11 protein-coding genes, 1 tRNA gene, 2 pseudogenes and 1 CRISPR repeat array are annotated in these 15,344 nt (G+C 63.9%); of the genes and pseudogenes, 7 read left to right on the top strand and 7 right to left on the bottom strand.

The features are described from left to right. Nucleotides 1–46: 46 nt before the first annotated feature. Nucleotides 47–850, top strand: coding sequence for an SAM-dependent methyltransferase (locus F5X71_RS27925; RefSeq protein WP_167464687.1), 804 nt, complete (start codon nt 47–49; stop codon nt 848–850). A gap of 482 nt (nt 851–1,332) precedes the next feature. Here the strand turns inward: F5X71_RS27925 and F5X71_RS27920 are convergent, their stop codons facing one another. After that, nucleotides 1,333–2,739: a DUF222 domain-containing protein gene (locus F5X71_RS27920; RefSeq protein ID WP_167464686.1), complete on the bottom strand. Its 1,407-nt coding sequence runs from the start codon at nt 2,737–2,739 to the stop codon at nt 1,333–1,335. Between the two features lie 188 nt (nt 2,740–2,927). Here F5X71_RS27920 and F5X71_RS27915 point away from each other — a divergent pair. Next, a tRNA-Ala gene (locus tag F5X71_RS27915) sits at nt 2,928–3,000 on the top strand. 304 nt (nt 3,001–3,304) lie between these two features. After that, the gene (locus F5X71_RS36710) at nt 3,305–3,523 is read left to right on the top strand and encodes a hypothetical protein (protein ID WP_203218226.1); all 219 of its coding nucleotides are present in this window, start codon (nt 3,305–3,307) and stop codon (nt 3,521–3,523) included. Between the two features lie 9 nt (nt 3,524–3,532). Here F5X71_RS36710 and F5X71_RS37845 read toward each other — a convergent pair. Next, nucleotides 3,533–4,588: pseudogene (locus F5X71_RS37845) on the bottom strand (recombinase family protein); the annotation flags it as partial. A gap of 578 nt (nt 4,589–5,166) precedes the next feature. Between F5X71_RS37845 and F5X71_RS37620 the strand changes: the two are divergent. Next, on the top strand, nt 5,167–5,664 hold the full coding sequence (locus F5X71_RS37620) for an Lsr2 family protein (RefSeq protein ID WP_342803745.1): 498 nt from the start codon (nt 5,167–5,169) through the stop codon (nt 5,662–5,664). Between the two features lie 635 nt (nt 5,665–6,299). Continuing rightward, a CRISPR array of direct repeats spans nt 6,300–6,815; the repeat unit is 28 nt; unit sequence GTGCTCCCCGCGCACGCGGGGATGATCC. Between the two features lie 72 nt (nt 6,816–6,887). Here the strand turns inward: F5X71_RS37620 and F5X71_RS27900 are convergent. The 4 genes and pseudogenes from F5X71_RS27900 to F5X71_RS27885 form a co-directional block, all read right to left on the bottom strand. Next, nucleotides 6,888–7,940, bottom strand: a complete 1,053-nt coding sequence (locus F5X71_RS27900; RefSeq protein ID WP_167464684.1) for a GAF domain-containing protein — start codon at nt 7,938–7,940, stop codon at nt 6,888–6,890. Between the two features lie 33 nt (nt 7,941–7,973). Further along, a complete protein-coding gene (locus F5X71_RS27895; protein WP_167464683.1) occupies nt 7,974–9,374 on the bottom strand; it encodes a cytochrome P450 in 1,401 nt (466 codons plus the stop codon). A 508-nt stretch (nt 9,375–9,882) separates the two neighbouring features. Further along, nucleotides 9,883–10,931 (bottom strand): annotated as a pseudogene (locus tag F5X71_RS27890) (IS3 family transposase); the annotation flags it as partial. Then, nucleotides 10,849–11,517, bottom strand: a complete 669-nt coding sequence (locus F5X71_RS27885) for an acyl-CoA dehydrogenase family protein (RefSeq protein ID WP_167464682.1) — start codon at nt 11,515–11,517, stop codon at nt 10,849–10,851. The gene F5X71_RS27885 and the pseudogene F5X71_RS27890, both read right to left, overlap by 83 nt. An 84-nt stretch (nt 11,518–11,601) precedes the next feature. On the opposite strand from F5X71_RS27885, the gene F5X71_RS27880 reads away from it, so the two are divergent. Next, nucleotides 11,602–13,377, top strand: a complete 1,776-nt coding sequence (locus F5X71_RS27880; protein ID WP_342803744.1) for a fatty acyl-AMP ligase — start codon at nt 11,602–11,604, stop codon at nt 13,375–13,377. Beyond that, entirely contained in the window at nt 13,374–13,646 is a 273-nt protein-coding gene (locus tag F5X71_RS27875; protein ID WP_167464680.1) for an acyl carrier protein, read from the top strand. The genes F5X71_RS27880 and F5X71_RS27875 overlap by 4 nt, the downstream gene beginning before the upstream one ends. 16 nt (nt 13,647–13,662) lie before the next feature. Here F5X71_RS27875 and F5X71_RS27870 read toward each other — a convergent pair whose 3' ends face one another. Further along, on the bottom strand, nt 13,663–14,487 hold the full coding sequence (locus tag F5X71_RS27870) for an SDR family NAD(P)-dependent oxidoreductase (protein ID WP_167464679.1): 825 nt from the start codon (nt 14,485–14,487) through the stop codon (nt 13,663–13,665). Nucleotides 14,488–14,571: 84 nt separating this feature from the next. Between F5X71_RS27870 and F5X71_RS27865 the strand changes: the two genes are divergently transcribed. Next, complete coding sequence (locus F5X71_RS27865) at nt 14,572–15,339, top strand: TIM barrel protein (RefSeq protein ID WP_167464678.1); 768 nt, start codon at nt 14,572–14,574, stop codon at nt 15,337–15,339. The last annotated feature ends 5 nt before the right edge of the window (nt 15,340–15,344 follow it).

Below are 15,344 nucleotides of genomic sequence, written 5' to 3'. Positions count from 1 at the left end.
TTTCGAATACGGTCAATTGTCCGAGTATTCGCCCGAAGGATGAACGATGACGAGTTCCGAGTCGGCGCCTGTTGATTTCGACGTGAGCAAGCCGAGCATCTCGAGAGTCTATGACGCGCTACTCGGTGGTAAGGACTATTACCCGTCCGACGAGCATGTCATCAAGCATCTCCAGGAAACCATGCCCGAAGTGGACGAGCTGGCGAAACTGAATCGCGCCGTGCTCGGTCGCGGCGTCAAATACCTCGCGGGCAAGGCGAGCCTGAAGCAGTATCTCGATCTCGGCGCCGGTCTGCCCACCATGGAGAACACCCATCAGGTGGCGCAGGCGTTTCAGCCCGAGGCCCGGGTCGTCTATGTCGACAAGGATCCGATTGTCTTGGCGCATGGCCGGGCTTTGCTCGGCGACAGCGGCCAAACCCGAGTCATCACCGCCGATTTGCGGGATCCGGCGGCCGTGCTCGCCCATCCCGACGTGCAGAAGATGATCGATTTTTCCGAACCGGTGGCCGTGATGCTCGTCGGCATGCTGCATCACCTGCACGATGACGAGGACCCGGAAGGTGTCGTCGACGGGTACATGGACGCGGTGCCGGTCGGCAGTCATCTGTTCATCACGCACTTCTTGAACAACGGTCCAGAATCGCAGGCCTTGGAGAAGTCGTTCCTCGAATTCCTCGGCACCGGACGTTTCCGGACCGAGGCGGAGATCAAGCGGTTGTTCCGCGGTTACGAGCTGGTCGAGCCCGGCCTGGTGCCGCTGAGCTACTGGCGGCCGGACACCATCGTGCGCGACAACCTCACCCTGGTCGAGCAGATCATCGTCGGCGGGATCGCGGTCAAGTCCTGAGACCGGGGGGCCGAGCCGGACGCACCACCCGCCACGGCCCGGCCCCGCCCGGCGCGCGATCCGACTCCTGGAGTCCCCCGGGACCGCGGCGCCGAGCATTCGGGTGGTTTGAGGTCTGAGTCGTCGCACGCTTGCTGGGCGCCCCCGGCTGAGGGTGGTGAGCTCGATCTGCCCACGCCGCCGGTGCCGTGGCCGGGCACATCATTTGCTCCGGCGTTCGCGGCAGGTGTCGAGCCGGTTCGGTTGTGCGGGAGTTGTTTTCGACGCGCCAGATATGGTGGGGCGGCCGCAGGTTCGGTTGCATGGCCGGGCCGGCGACTCCACCAGTCGCCGGCCCGGCCTGCTCGACGGCGCCATCCCGGCTTCCCCAGTAGCCCGGGACTGCTGCGCGTCGATATTTCGGGTGGTCGGTGGGCGGGGCGTCGACTCCGGTTGCCGACGCCCCGGCCCGGCTGTTCGACCGCACCGGCCGAACTCGTGGTTCAGTACGCGGTGTCGACCGCGGGAGGCGCTGCGTCATCGGGGATTTCGTCTTCCGGTGCGATCCGGCACAGTTGCCGATGGACCAGGACGTGGCCGCGCAGGGGATAGGCGAGGTCGTCGGGCAGTGCGCGCGTGGTCGTCTCCGTTACCGGCACGGTCTCGGCTGGTGCGTCGGAGTCGTTGTGCGGGAACAGGTATCGCGCACCTTCGCGCGCGGTCGTCTGCTTCTCGCCGGTGGGTGTGGTCCATTGCAGTCGGTCGGCCTCGGTCAGCCAGGTCTCCCATGGCACTTTCCGCTTGTCCACCAACACTTTCAAGCGGTGATGTCGCGTGCAGAGTGCCGTCAGGTCGGCCCTGGTGGCAGTCGAGCGATGGTGTGCCAGTTCGGATTCCGCCGCAGGCATGACGCAGTTCGGGAACCGGCACATGCCGTCCAGCGCGCGCACCTCGCGCGCCAATCGTGGTGTGTGCGCGACCTGTTCGGCTGCGACCGGTTCCTCGGCGCCGGACTGTTCCGGAATCACTTGAAACCGCGCATGTTCGGCGATCATGCGCGCCAACGCCGCATCGATCGGCCCGTACCCGGCCAGGAACGCCGGCGCCTCCGTCATGCCGAGCAGCGTGTCCGCCGGAATACCGATCTGGATCAGCGGCCGCCGCGGCGGCTGTGTAATCTCCCGCTTCGGGCATCGCGCGCCGCGACCGCACGCGCACCGCAACCGCCCCGAGCCGTCCGCCAACGCCACCAGCGCGTCCGCCCGCCGCTGCGGCATCGTCCGCGGATCCGACGAGCACACCTGCAGACTCATCTCTCGCAGCCGCATCGCCACCGTCTGCGCGTCCGGCGCGGGCAACACCCCGTCGAACACCGCCATGCCGTCCTGCATGGCCCGAATCCGGACGTCCCGATCGTCCTGCCGCTGTTCTCGCCGCCGTTGCGCCCCACCTGGATCCAACCGCGCCACCCACCGCCGCGCCGTCTGCCGCAGCCGCACCGGCGTCGTCCGCCGCGCCGTCTCCAGCAACCGCGGCTCCAACTCCGCGAGCACCTCCCCGGCCACCGCACGCGTGTTGTCGATGATCACCCGCACCTTGGCCAGATCGATCCGCCCCGCCGCGAACTCCGCCCGCGTGCGCGGCAACCAACCCTCCAACGCCAACCCCACATCGATCATCGCCGCGACCGACCCCTCGTCGACCTGTATTGCCATCGCCGCTTCGGTCGCCGCGAACTCACCAGCCCGCACCCCACCGGGCCCCGGCTGCGCACTCGACGCCCGGTGCCGCCGATACAACTCGCGAACCGCGAACACCTCCGCCGCCTGCGCCGCCGCGGCAGCCCCATGCGCCGTCCGAAGGGCCTCGATCAACCCCTCATCGCTCATGCGCGATGTGCGCTGCGTCATGATTCGCTCTCTTCGTTCGCTCATGGCCTGAAAGCCCAGCTCCGAGGAACCACTGCCTTCGAACATGCGTTCGATACTACGACTCCAAACTCCCCTCCGCCACCCCCAATTCAAGGCGATTTGGCCGCCACCACACCCGTGGTGTAACTTCGTTCAGGCAGTCAGGGAAACCTGAAAGCAACCCACTCGGGGCTATGGCGCAGCTGGTAGCGCACCACACTGGCAGTGTGGGGGTCAGGGGTTCGAGTCCCCTTAGCTCCACCGATGTAGTCGGTATACGAACCGTCCCTTCGGGGGCGGTTTTCGTGTTTCCTGCAGGGGTTGGGTCCTGTGAGGTGGGTTGGGGAATCCGGAAGATCGGGATCAGTCGATCCGGTGCGGTGATGGTGACTTTGGCGATGAGCGCTTCGATGAGTGCTTTGGTTTGGTTGTTGTTGCCGTCGCGGATGACCTCGGCGATGTGGTGTGCGATGTCGTTGAGTGTGGCGGGTTCGGGTGATCGGGGTTCTTCTTCCATCTCGTAGGTCAGCTCGTCGCGGCGATTCTGGAGCTGGTTGGTCTTGGTGTGGAGGCTGGTGAGGCGCTCGGCGAGGAGTTCGTCGGCGAGGGTTCCGCGTTCGAACGCGGTGAGGTAGCGCTCGATGGCGTGATTGGTTTTTGTGAGTTCCGTATTGATGGTTGTCAGTTCGGCTCGGCGGTCGGCGTGTGCTGTGCGGTGGTTGCGGCGGGCGTTGTCGATGGCGGCGTCGATGATGGTGTGTTGTGTGCGGTAGAAGGTGGCTAGGGCGTCGAGGATGGCTGCGTCGACGGCGTCGGCGTCCAGGCGCGGAAAGTCGCATTTTGCTGCGTTGAAACGGGAGACGTTGCCGCAGGTGTAGTAACGGTAGGAGCGGCTTCGTCCGGTGGCGCGGGTGCCGACCATGGCTCGATTGCAGTGGGGACAGTGCAGTCGGCCGGTGAGCATGTAGTCCGATCCTGAGGCCGCGCGGTGGGCGGGGCTTTCGGCGCGAGCTTCGAGGATGTGTTGTGCCTGTTGCCATGTCGAAGTAGTGATGATTGGTTCGTGGCTGTCGGTGGTCGTGTTTCCGCGGAAGTTGATCTCGCCCAGGTAGGTTCGGTTGGTCAATACTCGCAGTACTTGTTGGGTGGACCAAAGCCCGCCGGTGGTGGTGCGGTGGCCGCGGTCGTTGAGGATGGTGGCGATCGTGCGTGCGCCATCGCGGTCGCGGGTGTAGATGGCGAAGATGGTTCGGACGACAGCGGCTTCGGTCGGGTTGATCGTCAGGACATGAGTGGTGGGGTCCACGAGGTAGCCGAAGGGGCGTTTGCCTCCTTTCCATTTGCCTTTGGCTGCTTTGCGTTCCATGCCTGCGATGACACGGTCGATGATGGTGTCGCGTTCGAACTGGGCAAACATGCCGAGCATCTGAACGAGCATCCGGCCCATCGGGGTGGCGGTATCGAAAGGCTCGGTGGCCGAGCGGAATACGACCCCGGCGCCGTCGAGTTCGTCGAGCAGCACCACCATGTCGCGCAGGTTGCGAGAGAACCGGTCGACGCGGTAGACGAGAAGGACATCGATCAGACCAGCGTGGGCGGCGGCTATCGCCTTCTCCAGGCCTGGTCGGTTGGTGCTCGCTCCGGAGGCATCGTCATGAAAGCGGGCGACGCGTCGCCACCCTGGTTGGGAGTCGATGTAGGCATCGAGCCGAGTGTCCTGGGCCTCGATGGAATACGGTTGATGTTCGTCATCGGTCGAGCGGCGCACGTAAATTCCAACCCGGACGTCGTCGCCAAGCGTCGTAAACGACGATCGTGTGTTCCGGCGTTTGAGTGCGGGCGGTGTCATCTAACCCCTCTTCTGGCCGATGGGTGAGTTATCAATAACGCACTGTGTGGTTACGATCCCTCGTTCTCGGCATGGAGGGGAATGGCATCCATTGTTAATAGATCGGCAGGTGTCGAGGTTTGCTGATTTAGCGTCCATTCGCTGAATAGTGCAGATAGCGCCGTGACTGCCTGGTCGTACTGCTGTGCTGTCATCTGAGTGGTTTCGATCCGCTGAACGTGCCAGTGCCGCCGGCGAGCGTCGCTCGAGGGTGTGCTGCTGGACCGGCCTTCTGCGGCCGTCTGGGGTCGGTGATGAGGGCGTGTCATGGAGGGCCTTCCGGAGTAGAGGTGCGCGCGTAGCGGGTGCTACGTCTGTTCACTCCGGATTTCGGCTTGGTTTTCGACACTAGGACCGTGCGAGCTTGCGGAGCAGTCGCTGAGAGGTGGATAGATTCAGCTGAGCATGGTGCAGCGGGCGGTTGGAAGCTGTCCCCCTGAGCCGGGAAATCGGCCGGTGAGGTTGATTGCCGGTACAACGGTTGAACTGCAAGTGGATCCACGCGGGACGCGCCATATCTCTGTGAGTGATGGCCGTTTATGCTCCTGTGTCGTGCTAATGTCGCGATATGCGGTCCGTATTCTTGGAAAGGGATCAGAATGGCCAGGCGAATTGTTGAGGCGCTCGTTGACGATATCGATGGGTCGGAGGCCGATGAAACGGTAGCGTTCGGCTTCGACGGCCGAATGTATGAGATTGATCTGTCGTATGCAAACGCTGCCAGGCTGCGAGAAGCTGTTGGGATGTGGGCGGATTCGGCTCGGAAGCTGGGGCGTACCAGTGCTCATCGCGACAGCACACGGCGCGCATCGGCCAATGGTCAGGTAGCAGCGATTCGCTCTTGGGCGGCGGACAACGGTTATAGCGTGTCGGGGCGCGGGCGAATTTCTGCGGAGGTAGTCGCCGCGTATCGAGCAGCCCAGGCTTCATCAGCGGTGCCCTCACCGACGAGAAGTAAGCCCGATGTCCCGGCGTTTATCGAGCCCGGCAAGAAGCGTGGGAAGGGTTCGGCCAAGAAGCGCACTGGCCGAGGCTGAGCTGAATGCCTGGTCCGTCTGTGGCATCCCTCGCCGGAGACCTAGACGGATGGATCCGCGACGACCGGTAGGTTCGCAAGCAGCCTCTTGGTTTGCCGAAGCTGATCTCGTGCTGTTGGATCGCTTGCATCTGTGCTGCGGGGCACTCGGGCACCGGCTCGTGCTCGACGGCGGCGAGCCTCCACCACACGTATGAGCTCAGCTGGTCGGATCGAGGTACTCGTCTTCCGCTGCTGCGCACCAGCAGATATCGCAGTGCGTACAACTCGAACAGCCATTGCAGTGGTCTATGAGCCGATGCCCGCAGACGGGGTCACGGTCGTCATCGTGATCGGTGCGGTGCGGGATCAGCGGCCCGCCTGAGGTGTAGGCGCGTGGCTCCATACGCGAATCATTACCGCACCCACCGACGAACCCGCCCCTTTCCGAAACCTGCTGCCACCTGCGTGGCACTCTCTGACCCAGTTTCACAATTCCGTCCTGGTGCATGCGATGTCGGGCTAAGCCACCGCGCACTCGGCAGACCTTCAAGGTGAGGGGAGTTCTTGTCTGTCCTGTCGACGGTAGGGTCGGATCGTCGAAACAAACCGATCGGAAAGTCGCAGTTTGGGTAGAGAACATGCAGATCAACAAGTGTGCTCCCCGCGCACGCGGGGATGATCCCGCGTTGAGACCCTCCATCTGGGCCGTGACGGCGTGCTCCCCGCGCACGCGGGGATGATCCCGGTTAGAACTGAGCGTTACATATGAATGAGAGTGTGCTCCCCGCGCACGCGGGGATGATCCCAGAACGCCTTCAGCGTAGCGGGTTACACCGAGTGCTCCCCGCGCACGCGGGGATGATCCGAACTCCACCCGCGCGAGCGGCACCGGCGACTTGTGCTCCCCGCGCACGCGGGGATGATCCCGGCCTGTCGCGGCTCGATTTGGAGCGCGACCCGCGCTCCCCGCGCACACGGGGATGATCCGCGGGGGTGAAGAGGGATCCCGGCACTGGGACGGTGCTCCCCGCGCACGCGGGGATGATCCGGCCATGTGGGCGAGGGTCGCCGCGCCGAGGAAGTGCTCCCCGCGCACGCGGGGATGATCCGGAACACAGGCCCTCCACCCGGCCGTCCGGGTCGTGCTCCCCGCGCACGCGGGGATGATCCGGCGGCCACGGGTTCCTAAGGACGCTTCCGCCTGGCACACGCTGGTCTTGCCGGGCGAGGTTCAGCAGCTAGTCAATTATTTGCTGTTTTCACGATGCGGACGATGTGAAGATGGTTGCCGACGTCGCCGGGGTAGCGGCGCGAGGTGACCATGACTGATTGCCACCCCGTTTCGGTGAAGGCTCGTATCCGTGCGGGAGTGGTTGTCTCGCTGTTGCCGGCGAGGGTTTCGAAGGTGCGTTGGAGTGCGTTGTGGTCGTCGGGGTGGAAGGTGACGGGATCGCCTTCGCGTTCCCAGTCGATCCAGCTTGGTACGCGGCTGATCCATTCGGCGATGACCGGCATTCGGAGACGCGGAGAGTAGGCGAGTAGGGCCGCGGCGGTGGTTTCGTCGTCGGGAGGTGGCTCTGTCCACCAGCCTTCTTTTCGTGCGCTGAACGATCCGGCGCCTGCGCTGAGGTCGCGTACTTCGACGGGGCTGATCACTGGCGGGTTGGTGTCCGTCACGTCGATGGCGAGTCCGCGCATTCCGTTGTGCTGCTCGTCTTTTCGGCCGCGTGCGACGTTGTACCAGGTCATCAGGTAGCCCAGGTCGTGAAGCACTACGGTAGAGGAGCGGTGTGCTGTCGTGGCGTCCGGATCGGAGGCTTGGACCAGGAGTTCCTCGATGCGGTCGAATCTGACCACGTTCCGGAAGAATTCGGGTGGTGAGAGGGTAAGCGAGGGCTTCGTGTCCACGCTGTCTGGTCCGCGCCAGTTGCGCCACCATTGTTCGGTCACCCGGACCTGAAGGTCGTCGAGGTTCCACGACATGCCAGAGGCGGGGCAATGTGGGGGCGGGTCTTCGGTGTCGGGGCCGATCCATAGATGCATGCCGTGGGCGTCGCCAGCAGGTCCTATCACCGGCCTGATGTCGATCAGGCGCATGCTCCCATCTCCGGCGCGAATGACTCGTTGTATTGGTGTTCCGTTGCGCCGCACGGAGTCCAGTAAGTCCTCGATGTCGACGAATTCGTGACGATGCAGCGTCCGTAACGACGTCCAGGCGCGTGCGTCCCCATCCTTGCACACGATGGTCATCGGTTCCGGTAGGGACGCAAGGCATTCCACCACAAACCAACTCACCGCGAATTCTCTCCGCTTCTGGTCGTTTCGATTTCAGGGTTGATGGAGGGATCGAGCTGTAAGGGCGTAGGGCTCGGGTCGCAGGGTGCCTCGCTCGTACATACGAAGTGGCGATACACCGCTCAGGTCGTAGGCGTCGAGTATCCGGGCCAGCAGCAGTGTTGCTTCATGTAAAGCGAAGGCACGGCCGATGCATGACCTTGGGCCTGAGCCGAACGGATGGAAAAACCGGTCTGGGAACTCACGTGACCGTTCGGGGTCGAATCGCCCGGGATCGAACTCCTCTGCCTGCGGTCCCCACACCGCAGGGTCGCGTTGCGCGGCCAGTGCGAGCACGAACACAGACCGTCCGGCGGGGATCTTGTAGCCGCCGAGAACTTGGTCGGAACGGGCGACGCGGAAGAACCCCGATACCGGCGGCCACAAGCGCAGCACCTCATTCAATACTGCACGAATCTGCCGCATCCTGATGATCGCCTCATATCCGAACTCGCCTCCGTGCGTTGCGATCTCAGCCCGCAAGTCCTCTTGTAGCCCGGGGGCTGCCGCGAGATAGTGCATCGCGGTTTCCAGCAGAGCTGCCGTCGTTTCATGACCGGCCACCAGGAAGGTGAGGACCTGCTCGCTCACATTGGATGCGGGCAGGAGTTCCCCGGTCTCAGGGTCGGCGGTAGTCAGCATCAAACCGAGTAGGTCATGCGCCTCGCCGCGGTTGTGTGTCGTGCGCTCGGCGACCATGGAGTCGACATAGCTTCGAATGGCTGCGATCTGAGCCCGGATACGGCGAGCGCGTGCGAGCGTTCGAACGGTGCCCACTACCGGTAGGTCGTTGGCCTGCCCGCTGAACCAGCTCAAAATCTCCGCGAACGCCTCGGCGAACTGTCGGGAGTCTGTGCCGTCGACATCGCCAGGCCCGAGCAACCCCAGCCGGCGGGAGAACCCGGCCCGGCCGATCACCTCCAAGGTTGCCGCCGTCATCGCCTCGTGTACGTCGACTTTGCCACCTGGTGCGGCGGACCAGGCCGCGATCAGATCGTCGGCGACGCTGGTCATGGCGTCGTGGTAGACGCGCATGGCGGCCTGACTGAAACCAGGAGTGAGAATTCGACGAGCCTGCCCCCACAGCGGGTTCGATGTCCGGGCGGTGAACAAGCCCTCAGGCACCACATCGCGCAGCATTTTGACGGGACCGGCAAGGCAACGGGCCCAAGATGTTTCATCACAGCACTCCGTCGCGAGCCGTGCGCCGGAGACGATGATCACCCGGCTGCGCAGGACCTTGCGTTCGAAGATCGGCCCAAGTCCGCGCTGGGCGAGCAGGAGCTCGTTTTGGGTGGTACGACGCCGGTCCACACTGGCCACATCCCCGAGGATCGGCAACCGTCCACGGGGATGGGGCAGCCGGTCCGCAGGCACAGCACTGCTGTTGGTCATGCTTCCAAGCTCTCACTTTCGGAGTAAAGATCCCACCCTCGGCCTACCCTTCATGATCAAGAGCTTACTGCTATATGTGATTGACGTTACAAGTCGAACATGGTTAACTGGTCGTGCGCTGGGCGGTTTTCCCCAGTGGCGTCGCTAATTCCACAGATCCCGCACGAGCATGTTGTCTCGTGTCGCGTGATCGGAACCGATTGCCACGAGGACCGCCATGTCACCTAAACCGCTTCAATCAGGCTCTCTTGCCGTGGTCACTAATGTCCGTGATCATCGGGATACTGCTGCGCAACGACGTTGTGGCACAGTGCAGTTCATTGGTCTGACGGTCGCAGACGTTAATCGCGGACCCCCACGTGGCACCCGAATTCAGCGGCCCTTTCACGTTCTGAGCCATCGCATCGAGGGCCAGCCTGGGTGATTTGCCGCGCGTGGCAGCGACGCGGGCTACAAGCGCATTCGAACTGACGGCACTGGGGGCTGCTGCAGGATTGGGTGACAGTGGTTAGGCAGCCTGTCGGGCTGCTGGGGACATGATGGTTTCGAATTCGATCGGGGTCAACCGGCCGAGCCGGGCCTGTCGGCGCCGACGGTGGTAGGTGCGCTCGATCCAGGTGACGATCGCAATCCGTAATTGTTCGCGAGTTTCCCAGCGCTGACGGTCCAGGACGTTGCGTTGCAGCAGGCTGAAGAAGCTTTCCATGGCGGCGTTGTCACCGGCCGCGCCGACTCTGCCCATGGATCCGACCATGCGGTGACGGTTGAGTGCGTGGACGAATCTCCTCGAGCGAAACTGACTTCCGCGGTCGCTGTGCAGGATGCAACCGGCCACATCGCCGCGCCGGGCGACAGCGTTGTTCACCGCGGTCACCGCCAGCCGTGACTTCATCCGCGAATCGATCGAGTAACCGATGATCCGGTTGGAGAACACGTCCTTGACCGCACACAAATACAGCTTGCCTTCAGTGGTGCAATGTTCGGTAATGTCGCTGAGCCACAAACGATTCGGAGCATCGGCAACGAAGTTTCGCTGCACCAGATCGTCGTGGACGGGCGGACCGGGTCTGCCGTTCTTACCGCGCCGCCGTTTGCCGAAGGCGCTCCACCACCGGTTGGTCGAGCAGATCCGCCACGCGGTCCGATCGGCCATCGATTCACCGGCCTCGCGGGCCTCATCGGCCAGAAACCGGTAGCCGAATTCAGGGTCGTCGCGGTGGGCATCGAACAAGGCGTCGGCCCGATACGCCTCGGCGAGTTCGCCGGCGGTCACCGGTTCGGCCAGCCACCGATAGTAGGGCTGGCGGGCGAGCTGCAGCACCCGGCACGTCACCGCCACAGGAATCCCTTCGGCGGCAAGCTCTTTCACGAGCGGGTAGAGCCTTTTCCCGGGATCTGCGCCTGCGACAGATACGCCGCGGCGCGGCGCAGGACCTCGTTCTCCTGCTCCAACAACCGGATCCGGCGACGGGCATCACGCAACTCGGCAGACTCGCTGCGCGTGGTCCCCGGTTTGTTTCCGTCGTCGATGTCGGATTGGCGCATCCACTTCGACAGCGCGCGCGGCCAAGCCCGCCAGATCTATGAGGACGAGAGAGAATTCGGCCTTTCCCGATCTGGCGAACGCGGTGCAGAACCGCGCTCGCCCGGCGTTACCCACCGGCCACTTCCGCCCGGTGACGGACCACCCGGAATCGAAAGAGGTGAGCGTAGTTTCGGTCGCGCGCAGGTCGCTGCCATGCTCCTCTTCGGACAGCGCGAAGCAGGCCGACGCTCCGTCGAGCAGACCGTCGGCCAGACGTTGCTGCTGGGCCGTGGTTCCCCAGAGCCAGATCGGCAGCGCGGCGAGGAAGCTGGACCCGAACATCACCGCCGCGGCCATGTTGCGCTGCGCTACGGTGCGGGAGGCCAAGAAGAGTTCATCGAAATCACGCAGTCTGCCGCCTATGCGTTGCGGCACCAGCAGATGATGGAATCCCCATTCCACGAGCAGTTGGCGCGCGCCCGGCGGAAGCTCCAGCCGATTGTCGGCGAGGACGGTATCCCGAAAGGAGAAAGGGCTTCCCGGCACCTCGGGATCACCGAGGACGGTGTCCAGTTCCGCGGCGAGCAGATGAGCGGCCGAGAGCTTCGAACGATACATCGTGGTACTCCTGAAGGTTCTGCGGACCGGGCTCCGCAGGTACTGTAGAGCGCGTAATGCGATCCCGAAAAGGTGCTCGCGCTGATGGAGGGGGATGGTCGAACGATGGATAGTTCTGCTATTCGGGTTGTTGCGGATATAGTGCGATATCGGTCCGAAGATATGCCGGAAAAGGTTGCGATCCGATATGTGCCAGATCTCGCCGCACTTTCTGTTTCCGAAGAGCTGACCTATCGGAAATTGTGCGAACGCGCGTTGACCATCGGAATATGGCTGGTGCGGAACGGTTTCCGGCCCGGTGATCGGGCGCTACTGGTATTCGATCGGCCGGTGGCATTTGCCGAGGCCTTCTTCGCCTGCGCCTGGGCCGGTGTCATCGCGGTGCCCGCGCCGGTTCCCGGCCCTTCGCGCACCGGGCGGGAACGACTCACCGGAATCGTGGCGGACGCCGAACCGAGCGTCGTGCTGTGTGATGGTCGAGGCGCGTCCGGGTTCCAGGATTGGGCGCTGCGCACCGGTAGCGGGTCGCTCCCGGTGTGTGATGTGCGGTCACTGCAAACTCCCGTCGAGTTCGACCGGGTGACACCCTTCGCGCGAGCCGACGACGTGCTGCTGCTGCAGTACACGTCGGGTTCGACACGTGAGCCGAAAGGCGTGGTCGTCACGAATGCCAACGTCGTCGCCAACCTGAACGTCATTCGGACCCGCCTCGGCGGCGGTCTCGGCCGCGGCGCGTGCGGCTGGCTACCGCTCACCCATGACATGGGCTTGCTCGGGCAGTTGCTGTTCCCTCTTTTCACCGGGGGCTGGGTATGTTTGACTTCGCCGTCGGAGTTCGTCCGACGGCCTCTGGGTTGGCTGTCGCTGATGAGCAGGTATCGCGCGGATCTGGCCACCGCTCCGGATTTCGCCTATGCCCTGTGCACTCGGGCGGGCCGGGACAATCCCGTCGTATCGACATTGGACTTGAGTTCCTGGCGGCAGGCGTTGAATGGCGCGGAGCCGGTGCGCGCCGATACCTTGACCGCCTTCGCGGCGGAATTCGGCAAAGCGGGCTTCGCGGCGGAGGCACTGACGCCCACCTATGGGCTCGCCGAGGCCACATTGATGGTGTCGGCGAAGCCATCCGGCACGATGCCGACGGTGCTGACCGTCGATCACGACGCACTCGCCCGTGGCGCGGTCGAGCCCGTGGCGCCGGGGGAGCGTGCGAGACGAATCGTCAGCTGCGGGGAGTACGAGCCCGGCACCGTGGCGATCGTGGATCCGAATACCCGGGTGGCACGGGACGCGGCGCGAATCGGTGAGATATGGGTGTCCGGACCGTGTGTCGCGCAAGGGTATTGGAAGCAATCGAGCCAGAGCGCCGAATCCTTCGACGCGATGACGGCAGACGGCCGAGGCGGATATCTCCGGACGGGCGATCTGGGGTTTGTCTCGAGTGGAACGCTCTACGTGACGGGACGCATCAAGGATGTGATCGTGGTGCGGGGGCGCAACCTCTATCCGCACGACCTGGAGGACACGGTGCGCGGCGCGGCAGGCGGCCTGTCCCTCGGCCGTTCGGTCGTATTGGGGATGGACGACGAGCCGGGGGTGATCGTCATCCAGGAACTGTCCGACGACGATCCGGAAGAGGGGGTGCTCGCGGCGGCGGCCGCGCGGATCAGGCGGGCCTTGATCCAGGACTTCGGGGTCGGTCGATCGAGCGTCCTGTTCGTGCCGCCGCGGACCGTGCGACTCACGACGAGCGGAAAGGTGCGCCGTTCCTTGATGAAGCAATTGTTTCTCGAGTCCGAACTGAATCCGATCTATCAGGCGATGGCACCTGAGCCGCGGGTGGAGAAAGAGGAACGATGATCGACAACGGAAGTGACCCCGCCGACCTCAGGGAATGGTTGCGCGCACGGATCGCGTACTACCTCGACCAACCGGCGGAATCGGTCGATCCCGCCGCAGATCTGACCGATTACGGTCTGGATTCGGTCTACGCGGCCAGTGTGGTCGGCGAGCTGGAGAGTCGGCTCGGGGTGGACCTCAGTGAGTTGTCCGCGTGGGAGAGTTCGACAATCGACCAGCTCGCGGCTCGCATCGGGCAATTACTCGGTCGGACGAACGCACCGCAGTAGCCCCGGTGGGCATGGGTCAGCGTCGGGACAGCCCGACCATGCGTTCGCTCACCTCCCAGAGCTGTTCGGCGAGTTCGCGGTCCTGCGCGGTTCGGGAAACCGGGGCCGGTCGGCGTTTGCAGTAGTAGTCGGCGGTCGGGGCGCCGCCCTCCGGGCTCGTCGCGAGCCAGGTCAAAGTGTCGGCGCCCTTGCGCGGGCTGCCCATCACCAATCGCTCGACCGGTTTTATCCAGCGCACATAACGGACGTCTCTGTTCAGGTCGGTCGAAATGGTCCCGGGGTGAAAAGAAGTCGCCGGGACGCCGGTGCGCTTGCGGAACTCCCTCGTGAACAGCACATTGGCCAGTTTCGAACGATCGTATGCGGCGGCGCTGCTGAAGGAGTCCTGCATCGCCAGGTCCGAGAAATCGATCTGCCCGTCGGCGTGGTTGGACGACGATGTCGTGACGACCCGCCCATTGGACTGCACGAGCCGCTCGGTGAGCAGATTGGTGAGCAGAAAAGGGGCCAGGTGGTTCACGGCGAACGCGAGTTCGTAACCGTCGCTGGACTCCTGCCGCACGACCGGTTGCACGCCGGCGTTGTTCACCAACACGTCGAGTAGCGGGTATCGAGCCAGTATTTCGGCGGCCAGGGCGCGCACCTGCCGGAGGTCGGCCAGATCGCAGGAGATCGGGGACGGCGGTGCGGCAGGCGCCACCGCGGTCATCTTCGCGTGGACGTGCTCGAGCTTTGCCGCGTCCCGTCCGACGATCAAGACGATATGGCCCTGGCCGGCTAATTCGATGGCGGCCGCAGCTCCGATGCCGGCGCTCGCGCCGGTAATTGCGATGTACGACATCGGTTCATCATCGGTCAGCGGTATATCGCTGGTAAAGAATAACGTTAGAATGCACGGGTCGAATCTTCTGACGCGGGAGCGGGTATGAGTGTGCCTTATCGGCAAAGTTTTGCCTGGTGGTCGTTCACCGAAAAGTGTGCACCGGATCAAGATCTGCTGACGTATGCCGCGGAAATCGGGTACGCGGGAGTCGATTTCCTGCCTGCCGAGTACTGGGGCAAAGCGCTGGACCTCGGGCTGGACATCGCCATAATCGACGGACACGTGTCGCTGGAGGTCGGTTTCAACGACGCCGCCAACCATGCCGCCCTGACCGACGAGGTGCGGGTCAACATCGAGTTGGCAGCCGGCACCGGGTGCCCGTTCATCGCGGTCAACGCGGGAAATCGGGGTGCCGCATCGGACGAGGACGCGGCCCGCATCTGCGCGGAAGGCCTTGCCCCCCTTGCCGAGGAAGCATTGTCCCGCGGTGTGACCATGTTGCTCGAGCCGTTGAACAGCAAGATCGACCACATCGGCAATCAATGCGACAGCACCGCCTGGGCCGCGGGCGTCGTCGACCTGGTCGGATCGGCGGGACTCGGGTTGCTGTACGACATCTATCACATGCAGGTGATGGAGGGTGACGTGTTGCGGACCATGGACGCGCACCTGGATCGAATTCTGCACCTGCACACCGCCGGTGTGCCCGGCCGTCATGATCTCGATGACCGGCAAGAATTGAATTGGGTGTCGATCGCGAATTTCTTGCAGGAACGAGGTTATAGCGGCTATATTGCGCACGAGTTCATTCCGAAGGGTGATCCGGTTCGCGCGCTGCGGAGTGCTTTCCATACATTCGCCGCGGCTTGACCTGG

Origin of the sequence: Nocardia brasiliensis, assembly GCF_011801125.1 — a bacterium.
Taxonomy (GTDB): Bacteria; Actinomycetota; Actinomycetes; order Mycobacteriales; family Mycobacteriaceae; genus Nocardia; species Nocardia brasiliensis_C.
The sequence above is the reverse complement of the archived record's forward strand: the minus strand, read 5'-3'. Positions and strand labels throughout refer to the sequence as shown.